Raw genomic sequence first — 16,038 nt, forward strand, 5'->3', positions numbered from 1 at the left:
GCAACGCCCTCTGGTTGTTCCATGCTGTCCCTGCAAGGAGACGCCGTGGACGCCATCAATTCAAGCGTGGAGCTGACCGAGGCTGAGCGGATCGACCGGCTGCGGCTGATCCGTTCCGACAATGTCGGGCCGCGCACCTTCCGCTCGCTGGTCGATCATTTCGGCAGCCCGCGCGCCGCGCTGGAGCGGCTGCCCGATCTCGCCCGCCGCGGCGGCGCGGCGCGATCGGCGCGCATCTGCAGCGCGGATGAAGCAAAGGCCGAGCTCGCCGCGAGCCGCAAGTTCGGCATCGCCTGGCGCGCGCCCGGCGAGGACGGCTATCCGGAGCGGCTGGCGATGATCGACGATGCGCCGCCGCTGCTCGCGGTGCGCGGCGACACCAAATCCCTGATGCGGCCGATGATCGCGATCGTCGGCTCACGCAACGCCTCCGGCGCCGGCCTCAAATTTGCCGGCCAGCTCGCGCGCGAGCTCGGCGAAGCCGGCTTCGTGGTCATCTCCGGGCTCGCCCGCGGCGTCGACCAGGCCGCGCATCGCACCAGCGTCGAGAGCGGCACGATCGCGGTGCTCGCCGGCGGCCACGACTGCATCTATCCGCCCGAGCATGGCGACCTGCTCGCCGCGATCCTCGACCACGCCGGCGCTGCGATCTCCGAAATGCCGCTCGGCCATGAGCCGCGCGCCCGCGACTTTCCCCGGCGCAACCGATTGATCTCGGGCGCTTCGCTCGGCGTCGTCGTGGTCGAGGCGGCGCACCGCTCGGGCTCGCTGATCACGGCACGCATGGCGGCCGAACAGGGCCGCGAAGTGTTCGCCGTCCCGGGCTCGCCGCTCGATCCGCGCGCCGCCGGCACCAACGACCTGATCAAGCAGGGCGCAACGCTCGTCACGGAAGCTGCCGACATCGTCAACGCGGTTCAGCCGATCATGGAGCGGCCGCTGATGCATCCCGCGGGCGAGCCCGACAGCGAGCCGTTCGAGAGCGATCCGCAAAGCCATGATCGCGACCAGATCACCGCCCTGCTCGGCCCTGCCCCTGTTACGATCGACGACCTCGTCCGGATGTCCGGCGCCTCGCCCGCGATCGTGCGCACCGTGCTGCTGGAGCTCGAGCTCGCCGGCAAGCTCGAACGCCAGGGCGGCGGATTGGTGTCGCTGGTTTAGCCTCCCCAGGTGTCATTCCGGGGCGCGACGAAGCCGCGAGCCCGGAATCCGTTCATCCACTTGATCTGTGGCCAAATGGATTCCGAGCTCCCTCGCTTCGCTCAGGCCCCGGAATGACGGGATGAACTATCGAGGCGCAACGCTAGCCGTCGTTGCGCTGGTCGAACTTCGTGCGCGCGGCCTCGATCTGCTCCAGATGCGCGATGGCCCATTCTCCAAGCGCTTTCACCGGCTGCTGGAGGCCGTGGCCGAGATCGGTCAGCTCATAGTCCACCCGCGGCGGGATGGTCGGAAAGATCGTGCGCGTAACGAGGCCGTCGCGCTCGAGGCCGCGCAGCGTCAGGGTCAACATCCGCTGCGAGATGCCGTTGATCATGCGCTTGAGCTCGTTGAAGCGCTTTGGCCCGTCGCTCAGCATCATGATGACGAACACGCTCCATTTGTCGCCGACGCGGGACAGCACGGAGGCGACCCCACGGCAATCCGCATGGTTGGGATCCGGCATGGGCCTGGTATCCAGTCTCGGATTTGGCCGCAGCATTGCGGGCAATTCGGTGTGCGCAGGTTTCAATGATGTGCCCATGGCTCAAAAAAGTGCGTTCTTGCGGGGATTTCGATAGTCACACATGTAGCGCTGGTTACAAACTTATACCAGGGTGACCCCACATGAAACTCCTCCATGTCGACTCCAGCGTGCTCGGCCCCCACTCCGTCAGCCGGCAGGTTTCCGCCGCCATCGTCGACCGGCTCCGGCAGGCGGCGCCCTCGCTTCAAGTCGTCTACCGCGACCTGACCCAGACTCCGCTCGCCCACCTCTCCGCCTCGCATCTGGCGGCCGCGCAAGGCGCCCCCGCGCCGGCGGAACTCGGGCCCGACCTTGCCGCAAGCGCGGCGGCGCTGGAGGAGTTCCTGGCCGCCGACATCGTCGTGATCGGCGCGCCCATGTACAATTTCACCATTCCGAGCCAGCTCAAGGCCTGGATCGACCGTATCCTGGTGGCGGGGAAGACTTTTAGGTACGGCGCGGCCGGGCCGGAGGGGCTCGCCGGCGGCAAGCGGGTGATCGTGGCCATCTCGCGCGGCGGCCACTACGGAGCAGAGACGCCTTACGCAGCCGGCGAGCATCTCGAAACCTACCTGCGCTGGGTGTTCGGCTTCATGGGTATCACCGGCGTCGAATTCATCCCGGCCGACGGCATCCAACTCGGGCCGGAGCACCGCGAGAAGGCGATCGCTGGTGCGCTCCAATCGGCAACAAGCCTGAGCGCGGCCTAGCCGTGGCTAACACTTCGGGCGCAACGCGAATGTTGCGCCCGAGCAGGTTCGCTTGATTTGATCAGCCGCGATAGATCGGCGCGCCGCTCGGCGAGGCCACCGCGCCGCCATCGACGAAAATCTCCTGGCCCTGCACATGCGCGGAATCGTCGGAGGCGAGGAACAGCACCGTCTTCGCCACGTGATCCGTTTCACCGATGCGGCCGAGCGGCGTCGACAGTGCGATCCGCTTCTCGAACGCCTTCTCGGCTTCCGGCGTCGCGGTCGCAGGCCCCCAGATCGGGGTGCGGATCGCACCCGGCGCGACCACGTTGACGCGGATGCCGCGCGGCGACAGTTCTGAAGCCATGATCCGCGCCATCGCCCGCACGCCGGCCTTCGCCGCGCCATAGGCCGAGTAGCCGGGAATGCCGAGCACCGAGATTACCGAGCCGTTGAGGATGATCGAGGCGTTGTCGTTGAGATGGGGCAGCGCGGATTGAATGGTGAAGAACACGCCGGTCAGATTGGTGCTGATCACCTTTTCGAATATCTCTGGTGTCGCCGATCCCAGCGGCGTGCCGCCGGCGATGCCGGCATTGGCGAACACGATGTCGAACTTGCCGAACTTCTCGGCGCCCTGCTTGATCGCCGCTTCCGTCGCCGCGATGTCCGTCGCGTCGGCTGGCAGCGCAAGCGCGTTCGGCCCGAGCTCCTTCGCGGCCGCCGCCAGCGTCTCCTTGTTGCGCCCGGTGATCACCACCCTGGCGCCCTCGGCCACGAACAGTTTTGCCGTCGCCAGCCCGATGCCGCTATTGCCGCCGGTGATCAGGGCCGTCTTGTCCTTCAGTCTCACGCTCGCCTCCAGTAGTTGCATAATGAAACTAAGTTGCCATCTAGGCCATTTGGTTTTATGATGCAACCACACAAGCGCGTGATCGGCGCTGGCGGCGTGTGAATGCGAAGGGACGAACGATGGTGAAACGGACGAGCTTCGAGGGTGATGCCTGCCCGATCGCGCGGTCGCTGGAGGCGCTCGGCGACTGGTGGTCGCTCTTGATCATCCGCGAAGCGCTGTTCGGCGTCCGCCGCTTCGGCGAGTTTCAGAACAAGCTCGGCATGGCCAAGAACATCCTGGCGGCGCGGCTGCGATCGCTGCTCGACCACGGCATTCTCGAAACCGCCCCCGCCTCCGACGGCAGTGCCTATCAGGAATATGTGCTGACGCCCAAGGGCCGCGGCACTTTCCCGATCCTGGTCGCGCTGCGGCAGTGGAGCGAGGAGTTCGACGACCGTCCCGAGGAGATTGCGACGATGCTGGTCGATCGCGAGAAGGGCCGTCCGGTGAAGAAGCTGGAAATGCGCGCCGAGGATGGCCGCCTGCTCACGCCGGCGGAGACCACGCTGAAGCCACGACCGTCGTCGCGACGTCGGTCGGCGTGATTGTGGCGCACCGCCCCCACGACGTCATTGCGAGGAGCCCTTGCGACGAAGCAATCCAGAATCCCACCGCGGCAAGACTCTGGATTGCTTCGCTTCGCTCGCAATGACGGGGAGAGAGCGGCGCTCAAGTCTCTCACGATCACCGGGGAGCCACTCTCACGACAGCTTGCGCTTGGTCCGTAGCCGCAGGTGCTCGTCGGCCTCGAGCTTGGTCATGCCTAAGAGATAATGCAGCACGTCCAGCTTGTGGCGCTCGGCCAGCTTGCGTAAGGCCCCGGTCTGCTCGGCGATGAAGGCCACGGCCTCGTCGGCACCGCCCTCCCCCGGTTCCTCGTGACGCGTGCCCCCCGGCGCGCCGGATCCGGCGCGCGCCCGTTTTTTTCCTGGCTTGGTCACCAGTACCCCACCCGAATCCATGCCCCGACAGGACATTACGCCCACATCAACCGCAACTCCAAGGTGGTATTCTGCAACTTTTTCGATATGAAACTTTTCCCATTGCGGCGCCTTTCAACACCCCACGATTTGACAGGGGGCCGCTCACCACCCATGTTCGGGTCGAAACGGCCGACCCGAGTCCTTTCGTTTTCGGCCCAAGATTTTCCCGTAAGCCACTGGAACTAAATGAATATCGTCATTGTGGAGTCGCCGGCGAAAGCCAAGACGATCAACAAATATCTGGGCTCGTCCTATGAGGTTCTGGCCTCGTTCGGCCATGTCCGCGATCTCCCGGCGAAGAATGGTTCCGTCGATCCCGACGCCAATTTCAAGATGATCTGGGAGGTCGACCCCAAGGCGGCCGGCCGGCTCAACGATATCGCGAAGTCGCTGAAGGGCGCCGACCGCCTGATTCTCGCCACCGACCCCGATCGCGAGGGCGAGGCCATCTCCTGGCACGTGCTCGAGGTGATGAAGGAGAAGCGCGCGCTGAAGGATCAGAAGATCGAGCGCGTGGTGTTCAACGCCATCACCAAGCAGGCCGTCTCGGAGGCGATGAAGCATCCGCGCGAGATCGACGGCGCCCTGGTCGACGCCTACATGGCGCGCCGCGCACTCGACTATCTGGTCGGCTTCACCCTCTCCCCCGTGCTGTGGCGCAAGCTGCCGGGCGCCCGCTCGGCCGGCCGCGTGCAGTCGGTGGCGCTGCGCCTCGTCTGCGACCGCGAGCTCGAGATCGAGAAGTTCGTAGCCCGCGAATATTGGTCGCTGATCGCGACCCTGCTCACCCCGCGGGGCGATGCCTTCGAGGCCCGCCTCGTCGGCGCCGACGGCAAGAAGATCCAGCGCCTCGACATCGGCACCGGCGCGGAAGCCGAAGACTTTAAGAAGGCGCTGGAACTGGCGACTTACGCCGTCACCGCGGTCGATGCCAAGCCGGCCCGTCGCAATCCGCAGGCGCCCTTCACCACCTCGACGCTGCAGCAGGAAGCCAGCCGCAAATACGGCTTTGCGCCGGCCCATACGATGCGCATCGCCCAGCGTCTTTATGAGGGCATCGACATCGGTGGCGAGACCACCGGACTCATTACTTATATGCGTACCGACGGCGTGCAGATCGCCCCCGAGGCGATCACCCAGGCGCGCAAGGTGATCGGCGAGGATTACGGCAACGCCTACGTGCCGGATAGCCCGCGCCAGTACCAGGCCAAGGCCAAGAACGCCCAGGAAGCGCACGAGGCGATCCGCCCGACCGACCTCTCCCGCCGCCCCGACAGCATGAGCCGCAAGCTCGATGCCGATCAGGCCAAGCTGTATGAGCTGATCTGGAAGCGCACCATCGCGAGCCAGATGGAATCCGCCGAGCTCGAGCGGACCACCGTCGACATCACGGCGAAGGCGGGCTCTCGTACGCTGGAGCTGCGCGCCACCGGCCAGGTCGTCAAGTTCGACGGCTTCCTCGCGCTCTACCAGGAAGGCCGCGACGACGAGGAGGACGAGGATTCCCGCCGCCTGCCCGCGATGAGCCAGGGCGAGGCCGTGAAACGGCAGAGCCTGTCCGTCACCCAGCATTTCACCGAGCCGCCGCCGCGATTCTCGGAAGCATCGCTCGTCAAGCGCATGGAGGAGCTCGGCATCGGCCGGCCCTCGACCTATGCCTCGATCCTCCAGGTCCTGAAGGACCGCGGCTACGTCAAGCTGGAGAAGAAGCGTCTGCACGGCGAGGACAAGGGCCGCGTCGTGGTCGCCTTCCTCGAAAGCTTCTTTGCCCGCTATGTCGAGTACGACTTTACGGCGAGCCTCGAAGAGCAGCTCGACCGCATCTCCAACAACGAGATCTCCTGGCAGCAGGTTCTGAAGGACTTTTGGACCGGCTTCATCGGCGCCGTCGACGACATCAAGGAGCTGCGCGTCGCCCAGGTGCTCGACGTGCTCGACGACATGCTGGGCCAGCACATCTATCCGCCCCGCGCCGATGGCGGCGATATCAGGCAGTGCCCGAACTGCGGCACCGGCCGGCTGAACCTCAAGGCCGGCAAGTTCGGCGCCTTCGTCGGCTGCTCGAACTATCCGGAATGCCGCTACACCCGTCAGCTCGCCGCCGATGGCGAGGCGACTGCTGACCGTTCGCTCGGCCAGGATCCCGACACGGGTCGCGATGTCTGGGTCAAGGCCGGCCGCTTCGGCCCCTATATCCAGCTCGGCGAGCAGAAGGATTATGAGGAAGGCGAGAAGCCCAAGCGCGCCGGCATTCCGAAGGGCACCTCGCCCAGCGACGTCGATCTCGAGCTTGCGCTGAAGCTGCTGTCGCTGCCGCGCGAGATCGGCAAGCATCCGGAGACCGGCCAGCCGATCACCGCGGGCCTCGGCCGCTTCGGACCGTTCGTGAAGCACGAGAAGACCTATGCGAGCTTAGAGGCCGGCGACGAGGTGTTCGACATCGGCCTCAATCGTGCGGTGACGCTGATCGCGGAGAAGGTTGCCAAGGGCCCGAGCCGCCGCTTCGGCGCCGATCCCGGCAAGGCGCTCGGCGATCATCCGACGCTTGGCACCGTCACCGTGAAGAGCGGCCGTTACGGCGCCTATGTCACCGCGGGCGGCGTCAACGCGACGATCCCGGCCGAGTTCGAGAAGGACACCATCACGCTGCCGCAGGCGATCGCGCTGATCGACGAGCGCGCCGCCAAGGGTGGCGGCAAGGGCGGCGGCAAGGCCAAGAAGGCGGCGAAGCCGGCCAAGGCCAAGAAAGCGTCAGAGAAGGCTGCGGACGGCGAGGACGCCGCACCGAAGCCGAAGAAGCCGGCTGCGAAGAAAGCCGCGGCCAAATCCAAATCCGAATCCACCAGCAAGGCGCGCGCCGCCGTGCCGTCGACCGCAAAGACGTCGCCGACCAAGGCAGCCGCCACCAAGGCTCCGGCCAAGAAGAGTGCCGGCAAGACCTGAGATCAAGAATTAGAGGTTAAGTGAAACCAAAGAAAGACCGTGGCTTTCCCGACAGGCAAGCCATCGTCGCCTTCATCAAGGCAAATCCAGGAAAGGTCGGGACTCGCGACATCGCGCGCGAGTTCGGCCTGAAGAACGCCGATCGCGCCGAGCTCAGGCGCATGCTGCGCGAGCTCGCCGACGACGGCACCATCAAGAAGAAGCGCCACAAGGTCTCCGAGCCGGACGCGCTGCCGCCGACGCTGCTCGCCGACATCACCGGCCGCGACTCCGATGGCGAATTGATCGCCTCCCCCGCCGAATGGGACGAGGTCGAGAACGGCGAGCCGCCAAAGATCCTCATCGAGATGCCGCGCCGGCCGAGGCCCGGCACCGCCGCCGGCGTCGGCGACCGCGCGCTGCTGCGCGTCGAACGCAGCGATGACGATGAAGGTCCCGCCTATCGCGGCCGCATCATCAAGGTCATCGACAAGGCCAAGAGCCGCATCCTCGGCGTCTTCCGCAGCCTGCCCGAGGGCGGCGGACGGCTCGTCCCCGTCGACAAGAAGTTCGCCGACCGCGAGCTGAACATCGCGAGGACCGATACGGGCGGCGCTGAGGATGGCGACCTCGTCAGCGTCGACATCGTCCGCACCCGCGGCTTTGGCCTCGCCTCCGGCCGGGTGAAAGAGAAGCTCGGCTCGGTCAAGTCGGAAAAGGCGATCAGCCTGATCGCGATCTACGCCCACGACATCCCCTTGCAATTCTCCTCCGCCGCCGAGCGCGAGGCGGAAGCGGCAGAGCCCGCCAATCTGAAAGGCCGCGAGGACTGGCGCGACGTCCCGCTCGTCACCATCGATCCGCCCGACGCCAAGGATCACGACGACGCGGTGCATGCCGAGCCCGATCCGGATCCCAACAACAAGGGCGGCTTCATCGTCAACGTCGCCATCGCCGATGTCAGCTTCTACGTGCGGCCGGGCACGGCGCTCGACCGCGACGCGCTCGACCGCGGCAACTCGGTCTATTTCCCGGACCGCGTCGTGCCGATGCTGCCCGAGCGCATCTCCAACAATCTCTGCTCGCTGGTGCCCGGCGAGCCGCGCGGCGCGCTGGCGGTGCGCATGGTGCTCGGCCCCGACGGCCGCAAGCGCTCGCACAGTTTTCATCGCATCCTGATGCGTTCGGCCGCCAAGCTCGCTTACGCGCAGGCGCAGGCCGCGATCGACGGCCGGCCTGATGACACCACCGGCCCCCTGCTCGATCCGATCCTGAGGCCGCTCTATGCCGCCTATGCCTGCGCCAAGCGCGCGCGTGACGAGCGCGATCCGCTCAATCTCGATCTGCCCGAGCGCAAGATCCTCCTGAAGAGCGACGGCACCGTGGACCGCGTCGTGGTCCCCGAGCGTCTCGATGCGCACAAGCTGATCGAGGAGTTCATGATCCTCGCCAACGTCGCCGCAGCGGAGACATTGGAGAAGAAATCGCTGCCGCTGATCTACCGCGTGCACGACGAGCCGACCCTGGAGAAGGTTCACGCGCTCGCGGAATTCCTGGAGACGCTGGACGTCCCCTTCGCCAAGTCCGGCGCGCTGCGCCCCACCACGTTCAACCGCGTGCTGGCCCAGCTCGAAGGCCACGACTATTACCCGCTGGTGAGCGAGGTCGTGCTGCGCGCGCAGGCGCAGGCCGAATATTCCTCGGAGAATTACGGTCACTTCGGCCTGAACCTGCGCCGCTATGCGCATTTCACCTCGCCGATCCGCCGCTATGCCGACCTCGTCGTGCACCGCGCGCTGGTGCGTGCGCTTGGCCTTGGCGAAGGCGCCCTGCCCGACAGCGAGACGCCGGAAAGCCTGAGCGAAGTCGCCGCGCATATCTCGCTGACCGAGCGGCGCGCCATGAAGGCGGAGCGCGAGACCGTCGACCGCCTGATCGCCCATCACCTCGCCGACCGCATCGGCGCCAGCTTCCAGGGCCGCGTCTCCGGCGTCACCCGCGCCGGCCTGTTCGTGAAGCTCAGCGAGACCGGCGCTGACGGGCTGATCCCGATCCGATCCCTCGGCACGGAATATTTCAACTATGACGAGAGCCGCCATGCCCTCGTCGGCACGCGCAGCGGCACCATGTACCAGCTCGGCGACGTCGTCGACGTCCGCCTGATCGAGGCCGCTCCCATCGCGGGCGCGCTGCGTTTCGAGCTGCTGTCGTCCGAGACCGACAGCGGCCCGCGCCAGCGCAGGCCGCTCCGTCCGCAACGCAAATCGTCCAAGCCGCAGCCCGGACGCAGCCCGGAGCGAAAACGCAAGCCGGAGAAGAAAAAGTCCGGCAAGGGAAGGAAGGCCAAAGGAAAGAACAAGGGTAAGGGCAAGAAGGGCAAGGCATGGTGACGATGAGCACGGCACCAAAGATCTGGACGCGCGAGAACGGTCTCGTCGAGAAGCGCGACGTCTGGTCAGCAATGAAGCGCGGCTTCCGCGGCCGCTGCCCGCGCTGCGGCGAAGGCAAGCTGTTCCGCGCCTTCCTGAAGACCGCCGACCATTGCGCCAAATGCGGCCTCGACTTCACCCCGCATCGCGCCGACGATCTGCCTGCCTATCTCGTCATCGTCATCGTCGGCCACATCGTGGTGCCGGCCATCCTCTGGATCGAGACCAATTATTCGACGCCGGTCTGGCTCAGCTTCGCGGCCTATCTGCCCTTCACCTTCGTCGCCTCGCTCGCGCTGCTGCAGCCCGTGAAGGGAGCTGTGGTCGGCTTGCAATGGGCTCTGCGCATGCACGGGTTTGACGACAACCCTCCCGATGGTATTCCGCCTGTGTAAACACGTAAAAGAACAGTTCGGGTGAGGACATGACCGATATTTCGCAGGCCGAGGAGAAGACCAGGGTTCACGAGGAGAAGGAAGCCGATCATCATCCTTACTTCCGCCCGAAGGATGCGGCGACGCTGATCCTGGTCGACCGCAGCGGCGCCATTCCGAAAGTGCTCGTCGGCAAGCGCCACGACAAGGTGGTGTTCATGCCGGGAAAATTCGTCTTTCCGGGTGGGCGCGTCGACAAGGCCGATTATCGCGTGCCCTGCGCTGCGCCCATCACCGCCGAACTGGAAGCCAATCTCGCCAAGGGCAGCCCGAAGACGCCGGCCTCGCGCGCGAAATCGCTCGCCATTGCCGCCATCCGCGAAGCCTGCGAGGAGACCGGCCTCTGCCTCGGCCGCAAGGCCGAAGGCAAAGTGCCGAAGCTCGAAGGTCCCTGGCAGCCGTTCGCGGATGCGGGCCTGCTGCCTGATCCCTCCAGCCTGTTCCTGATCGCGCGCGCGATCACCCCGCCCGGCCGCGTCAAGCGCTTCGACACGCGTTTCTTCACCGCCGATGCCTCTGCGATCACCCACCGCGTCGAAGGCGTGATCCATGCCGATGCGGAGCTGGTCGAATTGGTCTGGGTCGAGCTCGGCTCAAAACCGCTCGCCGATCTGCATCCGATGACGCGCAACGTGCTCAACGAGCTCGACACCCGCCTCGCCACCGGCCCGCTCCGTCACGACGCGCCGGTGCCGTTCTTCCACTTCTACGCCGGCAAGATGCAGAAGGACGTTTTGAGCTAGTTGGCGCGCTGGGGCGTAGTTCGATCAAGTCTATCCTCCGTCATTCCGGGGTGCGCCTCTTGGCGCGAGCCCGGAATCCATACTCCGGATGGTGGTTATGGATTCCGGGCTCGCCGCTCCGCGTCGCCGCGGAATGACGTGCTGAGAGAGCTACGAAAAACAAAAAATTCTTCCCGCCTCCCCCAATGGCGGAGTTTCCACTCATGCCTATGTCTTTGCGAGCGTCACCAAGAACGGACACCGGGCGATGGCACAAAGGCAACTCAAGCTTGGCGCGTTCATGCGCCCGATCAGCATCCACACCGGCGCCTGGCGCTATCCCGGGGCCTGGCCCGACGCCAATTTCAACTTCTCGCACATCAAGACGCTGATCCGAAAGCTCGAGGCCGGCAAGTTCGACGCCTTCTTCATGGCCGATCACCTCGCCGTCCTGAACATGCCGATCAACGCGCTGAAGCGCAGCCACACCGTAACCTCGTTCGAGCCGTTCACGCTGCTGTCGGCTTTGTCAGCCGTGACCGAGCGCATCGGCCTGATCGCGACCGGCTCGACCACGTTCGACGAGCCCTATCACGTCGCGCGCCGCTTCGCCTCGCTCGACCATCTCAGCGGCGGCCGCGCCGGCTGGAACATCGTCACCACCTCGAACCCGGACGCGGCGCTGAATTTCGGCCTCGACGATCACATGGAGCACGCCGAGCGCTACAAGCGCGCCCGCGAGTTCTACGACGTCGTCACCGGCCTCTGGGACTCCTTCGCCGACGGTGCCTTCATGCGCGACGTCGAGAGCGGCCTGTTCTTCGATCCCGCCAGGATGCACACCCTCGACCACAAGGGCAAATACTTCAAAGTGCGCGGCCCCCTCAACATCGCCCGCCCCGTGCAAGGCTGGCCCCTGATCGTGCAGGCCGGCGCCTCCGACGACGGCAAGCAGCTCGCCGCCGAGACCGCGGAAGCAGTGTTCACCGGCGGCGGCAGCCTCGCCGACGGCCAGAAACTCTATGCCGACATCAAGGGCCGCATGGAGAAGATCGGCCGCGACCCCGAGCACCTGAAGATCCTCCCCGGCGCCTTCGTCGTCGTGGGCGACAGCGTGGATGAGGCCAAGGAGAAGCGCGCTTTGCTCGACAGCCGCGTGCATTACGACAGCGCCATTGCCTCGCTCTCCGTCATCCTCGGCACCGATGCCTCCGGCTTTGATCCCGATGGGCCGCTTCCCGAAATCCCCGAGACCAATGCCAGCAAGAGCGGCCGGCAGCGCCTGGTCGATCTCGCCGCCCGTGAGAAGCTCACCGTGCGCCAGCTCGCCCAGCGCGTCGGCGGCTATGGCGGCCTGTCCTTCGTCGGCACCGCCAAGACCATCGCCGACCAGATGGAGGAATGGCTGGTCGGACGCGGCTCCGACGGCTTCAACATCATGTTCCCGTTCCTGCCTGCCGGTCTCGACGATTTCGTCGACAAGGTGGTCCCGGAGCTGCAGAAGCGCGGGATTTTCCGCAAAGAGTACGAAGGGCCCACTTTGAGGGAGAATCTGGGCCTGCCGCGGCCGAAAAACCGGTTCTTTGAGGCCTAATGGGCCCGATTTGAGCGGTTTCCGCCGCCTGAAACCTTGACTTCCCGCCGTTTCTGACTAGGTTGCCGGCCAACGCGGGCCGTTTGGCCGGCTCCAGATTCCCCTGATATTCTGAGGTTCAGAACATGGCCAAAGCGGTCACCATCAAGGTCAAGCTCGTGTCCTCGGCCGACACCGGCTTCTACTACGTTGCCAAGAAGAATTCGCGCACCATGACCGACAAGCTGGTCAAGAAGAAGTACGACCCGGTCGCGCGCAAGCACGTCGAATTCCGCGAAGCCAAGATCAAGTAAGATCGCGGCGTAGCGCGCTAAGGTTTTTTGCGGGGCCCTTGCGGGCCCCGTTGTCGTTTCGGCTCGCATGTCCCTGCTCATGTACCCTGCTACCCAGCGCTGCGCTGCTTAGCGCAGCGAAGCAAATCCGGACCGGCTCTGCGAGATCACACTGGGACACTCCGGCGTGACGAGAGGAACTCGCTTGAGTCGTGGTTGTTGAGCCAGCATCGTCAAGCGGCTATCTTTCGGAGCGAACCTCTTGCGTTGCCGCTCAACTGACTTGATGGGAGAATCGCATGCGCATCGCTCTGCTCATTGTCGTTATGGTCATCGGATTTTCTTCCGCAGCAAACGCTCAGTATGACTATCCCTGGTGCGTTTTTGGCGGAGGGCTCGGCGCTTCCGGAGACTGCATGTATTCGACGCGGGAACAGTGCCTGGCCTCGGCATCCGGGCGATCGAACACCTATTGCGATGTGAACCCGCGCGTGAGGTTCAAGCAGCACGCTCCGCAGCGGCCGCGCTGATCATGATGCGCGCGCTTGCCTGTCTGCTCTTCGTCCTGATCACCATGTCCGCGCCCGGTCCAGCGGCAGCGCAGCGGTTCGGCGGCAATTTTCCGGTATGTCTGCAGGAGTGGGAATGGGGCGGCGGCACCTACATCTCTTGCCAGTATCGTTCATTTGACGAATGCAGAGCCAGCGCGGCGGGCCGTTCGGCGATGTGCCTGGAAAACCCATATGTGCAGCGGCCGTCCCCTCCAGGCCGCAGCGCGCGTCCCCGGTAGGGCTAGAGCATGATCGGCCCGTGACGAGCGCCGATCCAGCCATCATTCCGTGCCTTCCGGCCTGCCCCGCAACGTCGACCTTCTCGGTTGAATCCTCTACATGAAACCCGGATTGCGCGGGAAATAGCTACCCCAATCTCCGAATGGTCGATTTGACATCAGCAGCATCGGGAACGTCAGCCGCATCCCGTGGTCGATTGCCGCCTTGAGCGCCGGCTCGCTCGCGCCCGGCACAAAAGCCGAAATGGCCGGACAATCGCTCTGGGCCGCGAACGACAACGCAGCGGCGAAAGCGGACTCAACCAGATCTGGCCTGTGGACTGCAAGCGGACCAATGTGTCCACCCGAAATGTAGACGTACCCGACGCACTCATTGCCGGCGTGGATGGTGAATCCGCGCGTCGTGCTGTCGCCAAGGAGAAATCGATGATGCTTCTCCCTGGAAACGCCGACTGCGCTGACATCGATCTGCGCCAGCCTGTCGTATGGGATCGCGTCGGCCGTGAGAGATTCAAGACGGAGCCGCGGCGCAGCCAACCGTGGCGCCAGGCGGTCACGATGGACGCCGACCATGTAGATCGGAAAGCGCGGGAACAGTCCGTGGCGGATGTAGAGGCCTTGAGATACGTTGTTGAACGTGAAGGTGATCAGTGCCTTGATGGGTGCTCCGCGCATTTCTGCATGCGCGAATGCCTTGTTGATGAGTTGATTGCCGATGCCGTCGCTCTGACGATCAGGCGCGACGAACAATTGGGCCAGGAACCAAAGCTCGCCACAGACCCAACTCCACGCGAAGCCGACTATTTCTCCGTCGTCATCGGCCACCCATAAGCCCGGGATCATCCGCGAGCGAGAAGGCCTGAAAATTCGGCGGACGAGAGGATGCCATCTTCCCGAACCCCCGCCGTTCGGTTAGCTCATTGATGCTGGCGACCACGATGTCATCGGCCTGCTTCAAGTCGTCGATGCGAGCGGGCCTGCACACGACCGCCATTCTCTAGTCCCTCCCGGGCGTCAGCTCGCCCCGCCCACGATGCATCGGGTCGCGGCTTAGTTTCTACTCACATCTTGATGAGAGCGAGAAATCGTCAGCCGGCAATCAGGCGAGCGGCCGGATGTTCTGGTTCATCCGGAAGAAGTTCGTAGGGTCGTATTTCGCTTTGATCTGCTGCAGGCGCCTGTAGTTCCGCCCATAAGCAGCGGCAACCGGATCGCCTGTCTCATCGTCGTCGAGATAATTGACATAGCGTCCTGAGGCAAAGAAGGGCCGCATCCTTTCATAGGTTGCGCGTGCCCACGAGATGCTGCGGCTGGTATCGCTGGCCTGCGTCCATTGCGCGAGGATCAGGAAATTGTAGCCCTCCTGCCGATGCACAAATGCCGTATCCCCGGCACCCACGCGGGCCGCGGCACCGTGGATGTGCTCGAGCAGCAGCTGCCCCATCTGAGTCGGGCAGCGGGCGAAGCATTCGATCATCGTCGCGATCGCACCATCGCTCAGCTCCGTGAGGAAGTTCGACTTCCAATAGTTGAACGCGCCTTTCGGATAGTTGGCGTCGAGCATGCGGTTGAGCTCGCAATAGGTCATCGGTCCGACCGCATCCAGAATGGGAGGCCCGAACTGTTTCAGCGGCTGCATCGCTCGTTCGGCCTCGGCGACTGGACCGCAGTGGCTGGTAACCAGGGCCGCGACCTCCCTGCCGGACCCGTCGGGCGCATGGGTCAGGGATGCGAACAGCATGTGCTCGTCCGTGAGCGATCGCGTGCTGGTCCGGAAAAATTCCAGCACGTCGCGGGAACGCTCGATAGGGTGAACGATCGGGCCGCCGGTGATGATGGGCCCTACCGTATGGAGGTCGTATTCAAGACTGGTGGCAATCCCGAAGTTTCCGCCGCCGCCGCGCACGGCCCAAAAAAGATCGGGCTGCTCTTGCTTGCTGGCCCGCACAACCTTGCCATCGGCGGTGACGAGTTCGACAGCCCGCAGATTATCCAACGCGAGGCCGTACTTGCCCATCAACCAGCCCAGTCCTCCGCCGAGCGTCAGGCCCGCGATGCCGGTGGTCGAGACCACGCCGCCGGTCACCGCAAGTCCGTGAAGCTGCGTTTCTCGATTGAGCTCGCCCCAGGTGACCCCGCCCTGCGCCCATACGGTCTTGCCGATCGCGTCGATCCGGACCCCCTTCATGGGTGAGAGGTCGATCATGATCCCGCCGTCGATGGTTGCGCGCCCGGCCACATTGTGGCCACCGCCGCGAACAGCGACCTCGAGGCCGAGCTTGGTCGCAAGTGCCACGGCATCCACGACATCAGCCGCACTGCGACATCTGGCAATCAATGCTGGCCGTTTGTCGACCAGCCCATTGTGAACCTTGCGCGCCTCGTCGTAGCCCTCGTCCGCTGGCTTGAGCAGTTCTCCTCCGAAGGAGGCGCTAAGTTCGGCGGCAGCGCTGGCAACAGATGCGATGGACATGACACGAGCTCCCTAGCTTGGCCCGCCACATCCTCGATCGCGGGCTGTCTCAGAGCAAATCCGAAGAATTCAGGTGACGATGAACTGATTTCACCTACACTCG

At 64.8% G+C, this 16,038-nt stretch carries 16 protein-coding genes; 11 read left to right on the plus strand and 5 right to left on the minus strand.

The window, feature by feature from the left end; translation table 11 throughout:
- Positions 1 to 21: 21 nt before the first annotated feature.
- Complete coding sequence (gene dprA / locus N2605_RS19530) at positions 22 to 1,164, plus strand: DNA-processing protein DprA (RefSeq protein WP_260342079.1); 1,143 nt, start codon at positions 22 to 24, stop codon at positions 1,162 to 1,164.
- Positions 1,165 to 1,306: 142 nt separating this feature from the next.
- On the opposite strand, the gene N2605_RS19535 is transcribed toward dprA, so the two are convergent.
- The gene (locus N2605_RS19535; protein WP_260342080.1) at positions 1,307 to 1,747 is read right to left on the minus strand and encodes a winged helix-turn-helix transcriptional regulator; all 441 of its coding nucleotides are present in this window, start codon (positions 1,745 to 1,747) and stop codon (positions 1,307 to 1,309) included.
- A gap of 83 nt (positions 1,748 to 1,830) precedes the next feature.
- Between N2605_RS19535 and N2605_RS19540 the strand changes: the two genes are divergently transcribed.
- Positions 1,831 to 2,439, plus strand: coding sequence for an FMN-dependent NADH-azoreductase (locus N2605_RS19540; protein ID WP_260342081.1), 609 nt, complete (start codon positions 1,831 to 1,833; stop codon positions 2,437 to 2,439).
- A gap of 61 nt (positions 2,440 to 2,500) precedes the next feature.
- Here N2605_RS19540 and N2605_RS19545 read toward each other — a convergent pair whose 3' ends face one another.
- Positions 2,501 to 3,274 (minus strand): SDR family oxidoreductase, encoded by a 774-nt coding sequence (locus N2605_RS19545; protein WP_260342082.1) that lies wholly within the window; start codon positions 3,272 to 3,274, stop codon positions 2,501 to 2,503.
- Between the two features lie 119 nt (positions 3,275 to 3,393).
- On the opposite strand from N2605_RS19545, the gene N2605_RS19550 reads away from it, so the two are divergent.
- Positions 3,394 to 3,861 carry a winged helix-turn-helix transcriptional regulator gene (locus N2605_RS19550; RefSeq protein ID WP_057029781.1) on the plus strand — a complete coding sequence of 156 codons (468 nt, stop codon included), beginning with the start codon at positions 3,394 to 3,396 and terminating at the stop codon, positions 3,859 to 3,861.
- Positions 3,862 to 4,017: 156 nt separating this feature from the next.
- Here N2605_RS19550 and N2605_RS19555 read toward each other — a convergent pair whose 3' ends face one another.
- Positions 4,018 to 4,257: a hypothetical protein gene (locus N2605_RS19555; protein ID WP_036025554.1), complete on the minus strand. Its 240-nt coding sequence runs from the start codon at positions 4,255 to 4,257 to the stop codon at positions 4,018 to 4,020.
- A 228-nt stretch (positions 4,258 to 4,485) separates the two neighbouring features.
- Here N2605_RS19555 and topA point away from each other — a divergent pair, with 228 nt between their 5' ends.
- The 8 genes from topA (at position 4,486) to N2605_RS19595 (ending at position 13,462) form a co-directional block, all read left to right on the plus strand.
- Positions 4,486 to 7,242: a type I DNA topoisomerase gene (topA, locus tag N2605_RS19560; RefSeq protein ID WP_225148407.1), complete on the plus strand. Its 2,757-nt coding sequence runs from the start codon at positions 4,486 to 4,488 to the stop codon at positions 7,240 to 7,242.
- A gap of 20 nt (positions 7,243 to 7,262) precedes the next feature.
- The gene (gene rnr, locus N2605_RS19565; protein WP_225187498.1) at positions 7,263 to 9,611 is read left to right on the plus strand and encodes a ribonuclease R; all 2,349 of its coding nucleotides are present in this window, start codon (positions 7,263 to 7,265) and stop codon (positions 9,609 to 9,611) included.
- On the plus strand, positions 9,605 to 10,045 hold the full coding sequence (locus tag N2605_RS19570) for a DUF983 domain-containing protein (RefSeq protein WP_036015117.1): 441 nt from the start codon (positions 9,605 to 9,607) through the stop codon (positions 10,043 to 10,045). The genes rnr and N2605_RS19570 overlap by 7 nt, the downstream gene beginning before the upstream one ends.
- 29 nt (positions 10,046 to 10,074) lie before the next feature.
- A complete protein-coding gene (locus N2605_RS19575) occupies positions 10,075 to 10,827 on the plus strand; it encodes an NUDIX hydrolase (RefSeq protein WP_036015119.1) in 753 nt (250 codons plus the stop codon).
- Between the two features lie 247 nt (positions 10,828 to 11,074).
- Positions 11,075 to 12,400, plus strand: a complete 1,326-nt coding sequence (locus tag N2605_RS19580) for an LLM class flavin-dependent oxidoreductase (protein ID WP_260342083.1) — start codon at positions 11,075 to 11,077, stop codon at positions 12,398 to 12,400.
- 125 nt (positions 12,401 to 12,525) lie between these two features.
- Complete coding sequence (gene rpmG, locus N2605_RS19585) at positions 12,526 to 12,693, plus strand: 50S ribosomal protein L33 (RefSeq protein ID WP_007603295.1); 168 nt, start codon at positions 12,526 to 12,528, stop codon at positions 12,691 to 12,693.
- 278 nt (positions 12,694 to 12,971) lie between these two features.
- Positions 12,972 to 13,202, plus strand: coding sequence for a DUF3551 domain-containing protein (locus N2605_RS19590; protein ID WP_074448008.1), 231 nt, complete (start codon positions 12,972 to 12,974; stop codon positions 13,200 to 13,202).
- 44 nt (positions 13,203 to 13,246) lie between these two features.
- Positions 13,247 to 13,462, plus strand: coding sequence for a DUF3551 domain-containing protein (locus tag N2605_RS19595; protein ID WP_244429338.1), 216 nt, complete (start codon positions 13,247 to 13,249; stop codon positions 13,460 to 13,462).
- 96 nt (positions 13,463 to 13,558) lie between these two features.
- Here the strand turns inward: N2605_RS19595 and N2605_RS19600 are convergent, their stop codons facing one another.
- Entirely contained in the window at positions 13,559 to 14,287 is a 729-nt protein-coding gene (locus N2605_RS19600) for a GNAT family N-acetyltransferase (RefSeq protein WP_260342135.1), read from the minus strand.
- Between the two features lie 274 nt (positions 14,288 to 14,561).
- Positions 14,562 to 15,935: an FAD-binding oxidoreductase gene (locus N2605_RS19605; protein ID WP_036025574.1), complete on the minus strand. Its 1,374-nt coding sequence runs from the start codon at positions 15,933 to 15,935 to the stop codon at positions 14,562 to 14,564.
- Between the last annotated feature and the right edge of the window lie 103 nt (positions 15,936 to 16,038).

The organism is Bradyrhizobium yuanmingense, from assembly GCF_025200905.1.
GTDB classification, from domain to species: Bacteria; Pseudomonadota; Alphaproteobacteria; order Rhizobiales; family Xanthobacteraceae; genus Bradyrhizobium; species Bradyrhizobium yuanmingense.

Excerpts from the sequence above, each read along its gene's own strand:
- N2605_RS19595 (WP_244429338.1), top strand. The coding sequence starts at position 13,247 with ATGTCCGCGCCCGGTCCAGCGGCAGCGCAGCGGTTCGGCGGCAATTTT.
- dprA (WP_260342079.1), top strand. The coding sequence starts at position 22 with ATGCTGTCCCTGCAAGGAGACGCCGTGGACGCCATCAATTCAAGCGTG.
- N2605_RS19535 (WP_260342080.1), bottom strand. The coding sequence starts at position 1,747 with ATGGGCACATCATTGAAACCTGCGCACACCGAATTGCCCGCAATGCTG.
- N2605_RS19540 (WP_260342081.1), top strand. The coding sequence starts at position 1,831 with ATGAAACTCCTCCATGTCGACTCCAGCGTGCTCGGCCCCCACTCCGTC.
- N2605_RS19580 (WP_260342083.1), top strand. The coding sequence starts at position 11,075 with ATGGCACAAAGGCAACTCAAGCTTGGCGCGTTCATGCGCCCGATCAGC.
- rpmG (WP_007603295.1), top strand. The coding sequence starts at position 12,526 with ATGGCCAAAGCGGTCACCATCAAGGTCAAGCTCGTGTCCTCGGCCGAC.
- N2605_RS19590 (WP_074448008.1), top strand. The coding sequence starts at position 12,972 with ATGCGCATCGCTCTGCTCATTGTCGTTATGGTCATCGGATTTTCTTCC.
- N2605_RS19550 (WP_057029781.1), top strand. The coding sequence starts at position 3,394 with ATGGTGAAACGGACGAGCTTCGAGGGTGATGCCTGCCCGATCGCGCGG.
- N2605_RS19575 (WP_036015119.1), top strand. The coding sequence starts at position 10,075 with ATGACCGATATTTCGCAGGCCGAGGAGAAGACCAGGGTTCACGAGGAG.
- topA (WP_225148407.1), top strand. The coding sequence starts at position 4,486 with ATGAATATCGTCATTGTGGAGTCGCCGGCGAAAGCCAAGACGATCAAC.
- N2605_RS19605 (WP_036025574.1), bottom strand. The coding sequence starts at position 15,935 with ATGTCCATCGCATCTGTTGCCAGCGCTGCCGCCGAACTTAGCGCCTCC.
- N2605_RS19570 (WP_036015117.1), top strand. The coding sequence starts at position 9,605 with ATGGTGACGATGAGCACGGCACCAAAGATCTGGACGCGCGAGAACGGT.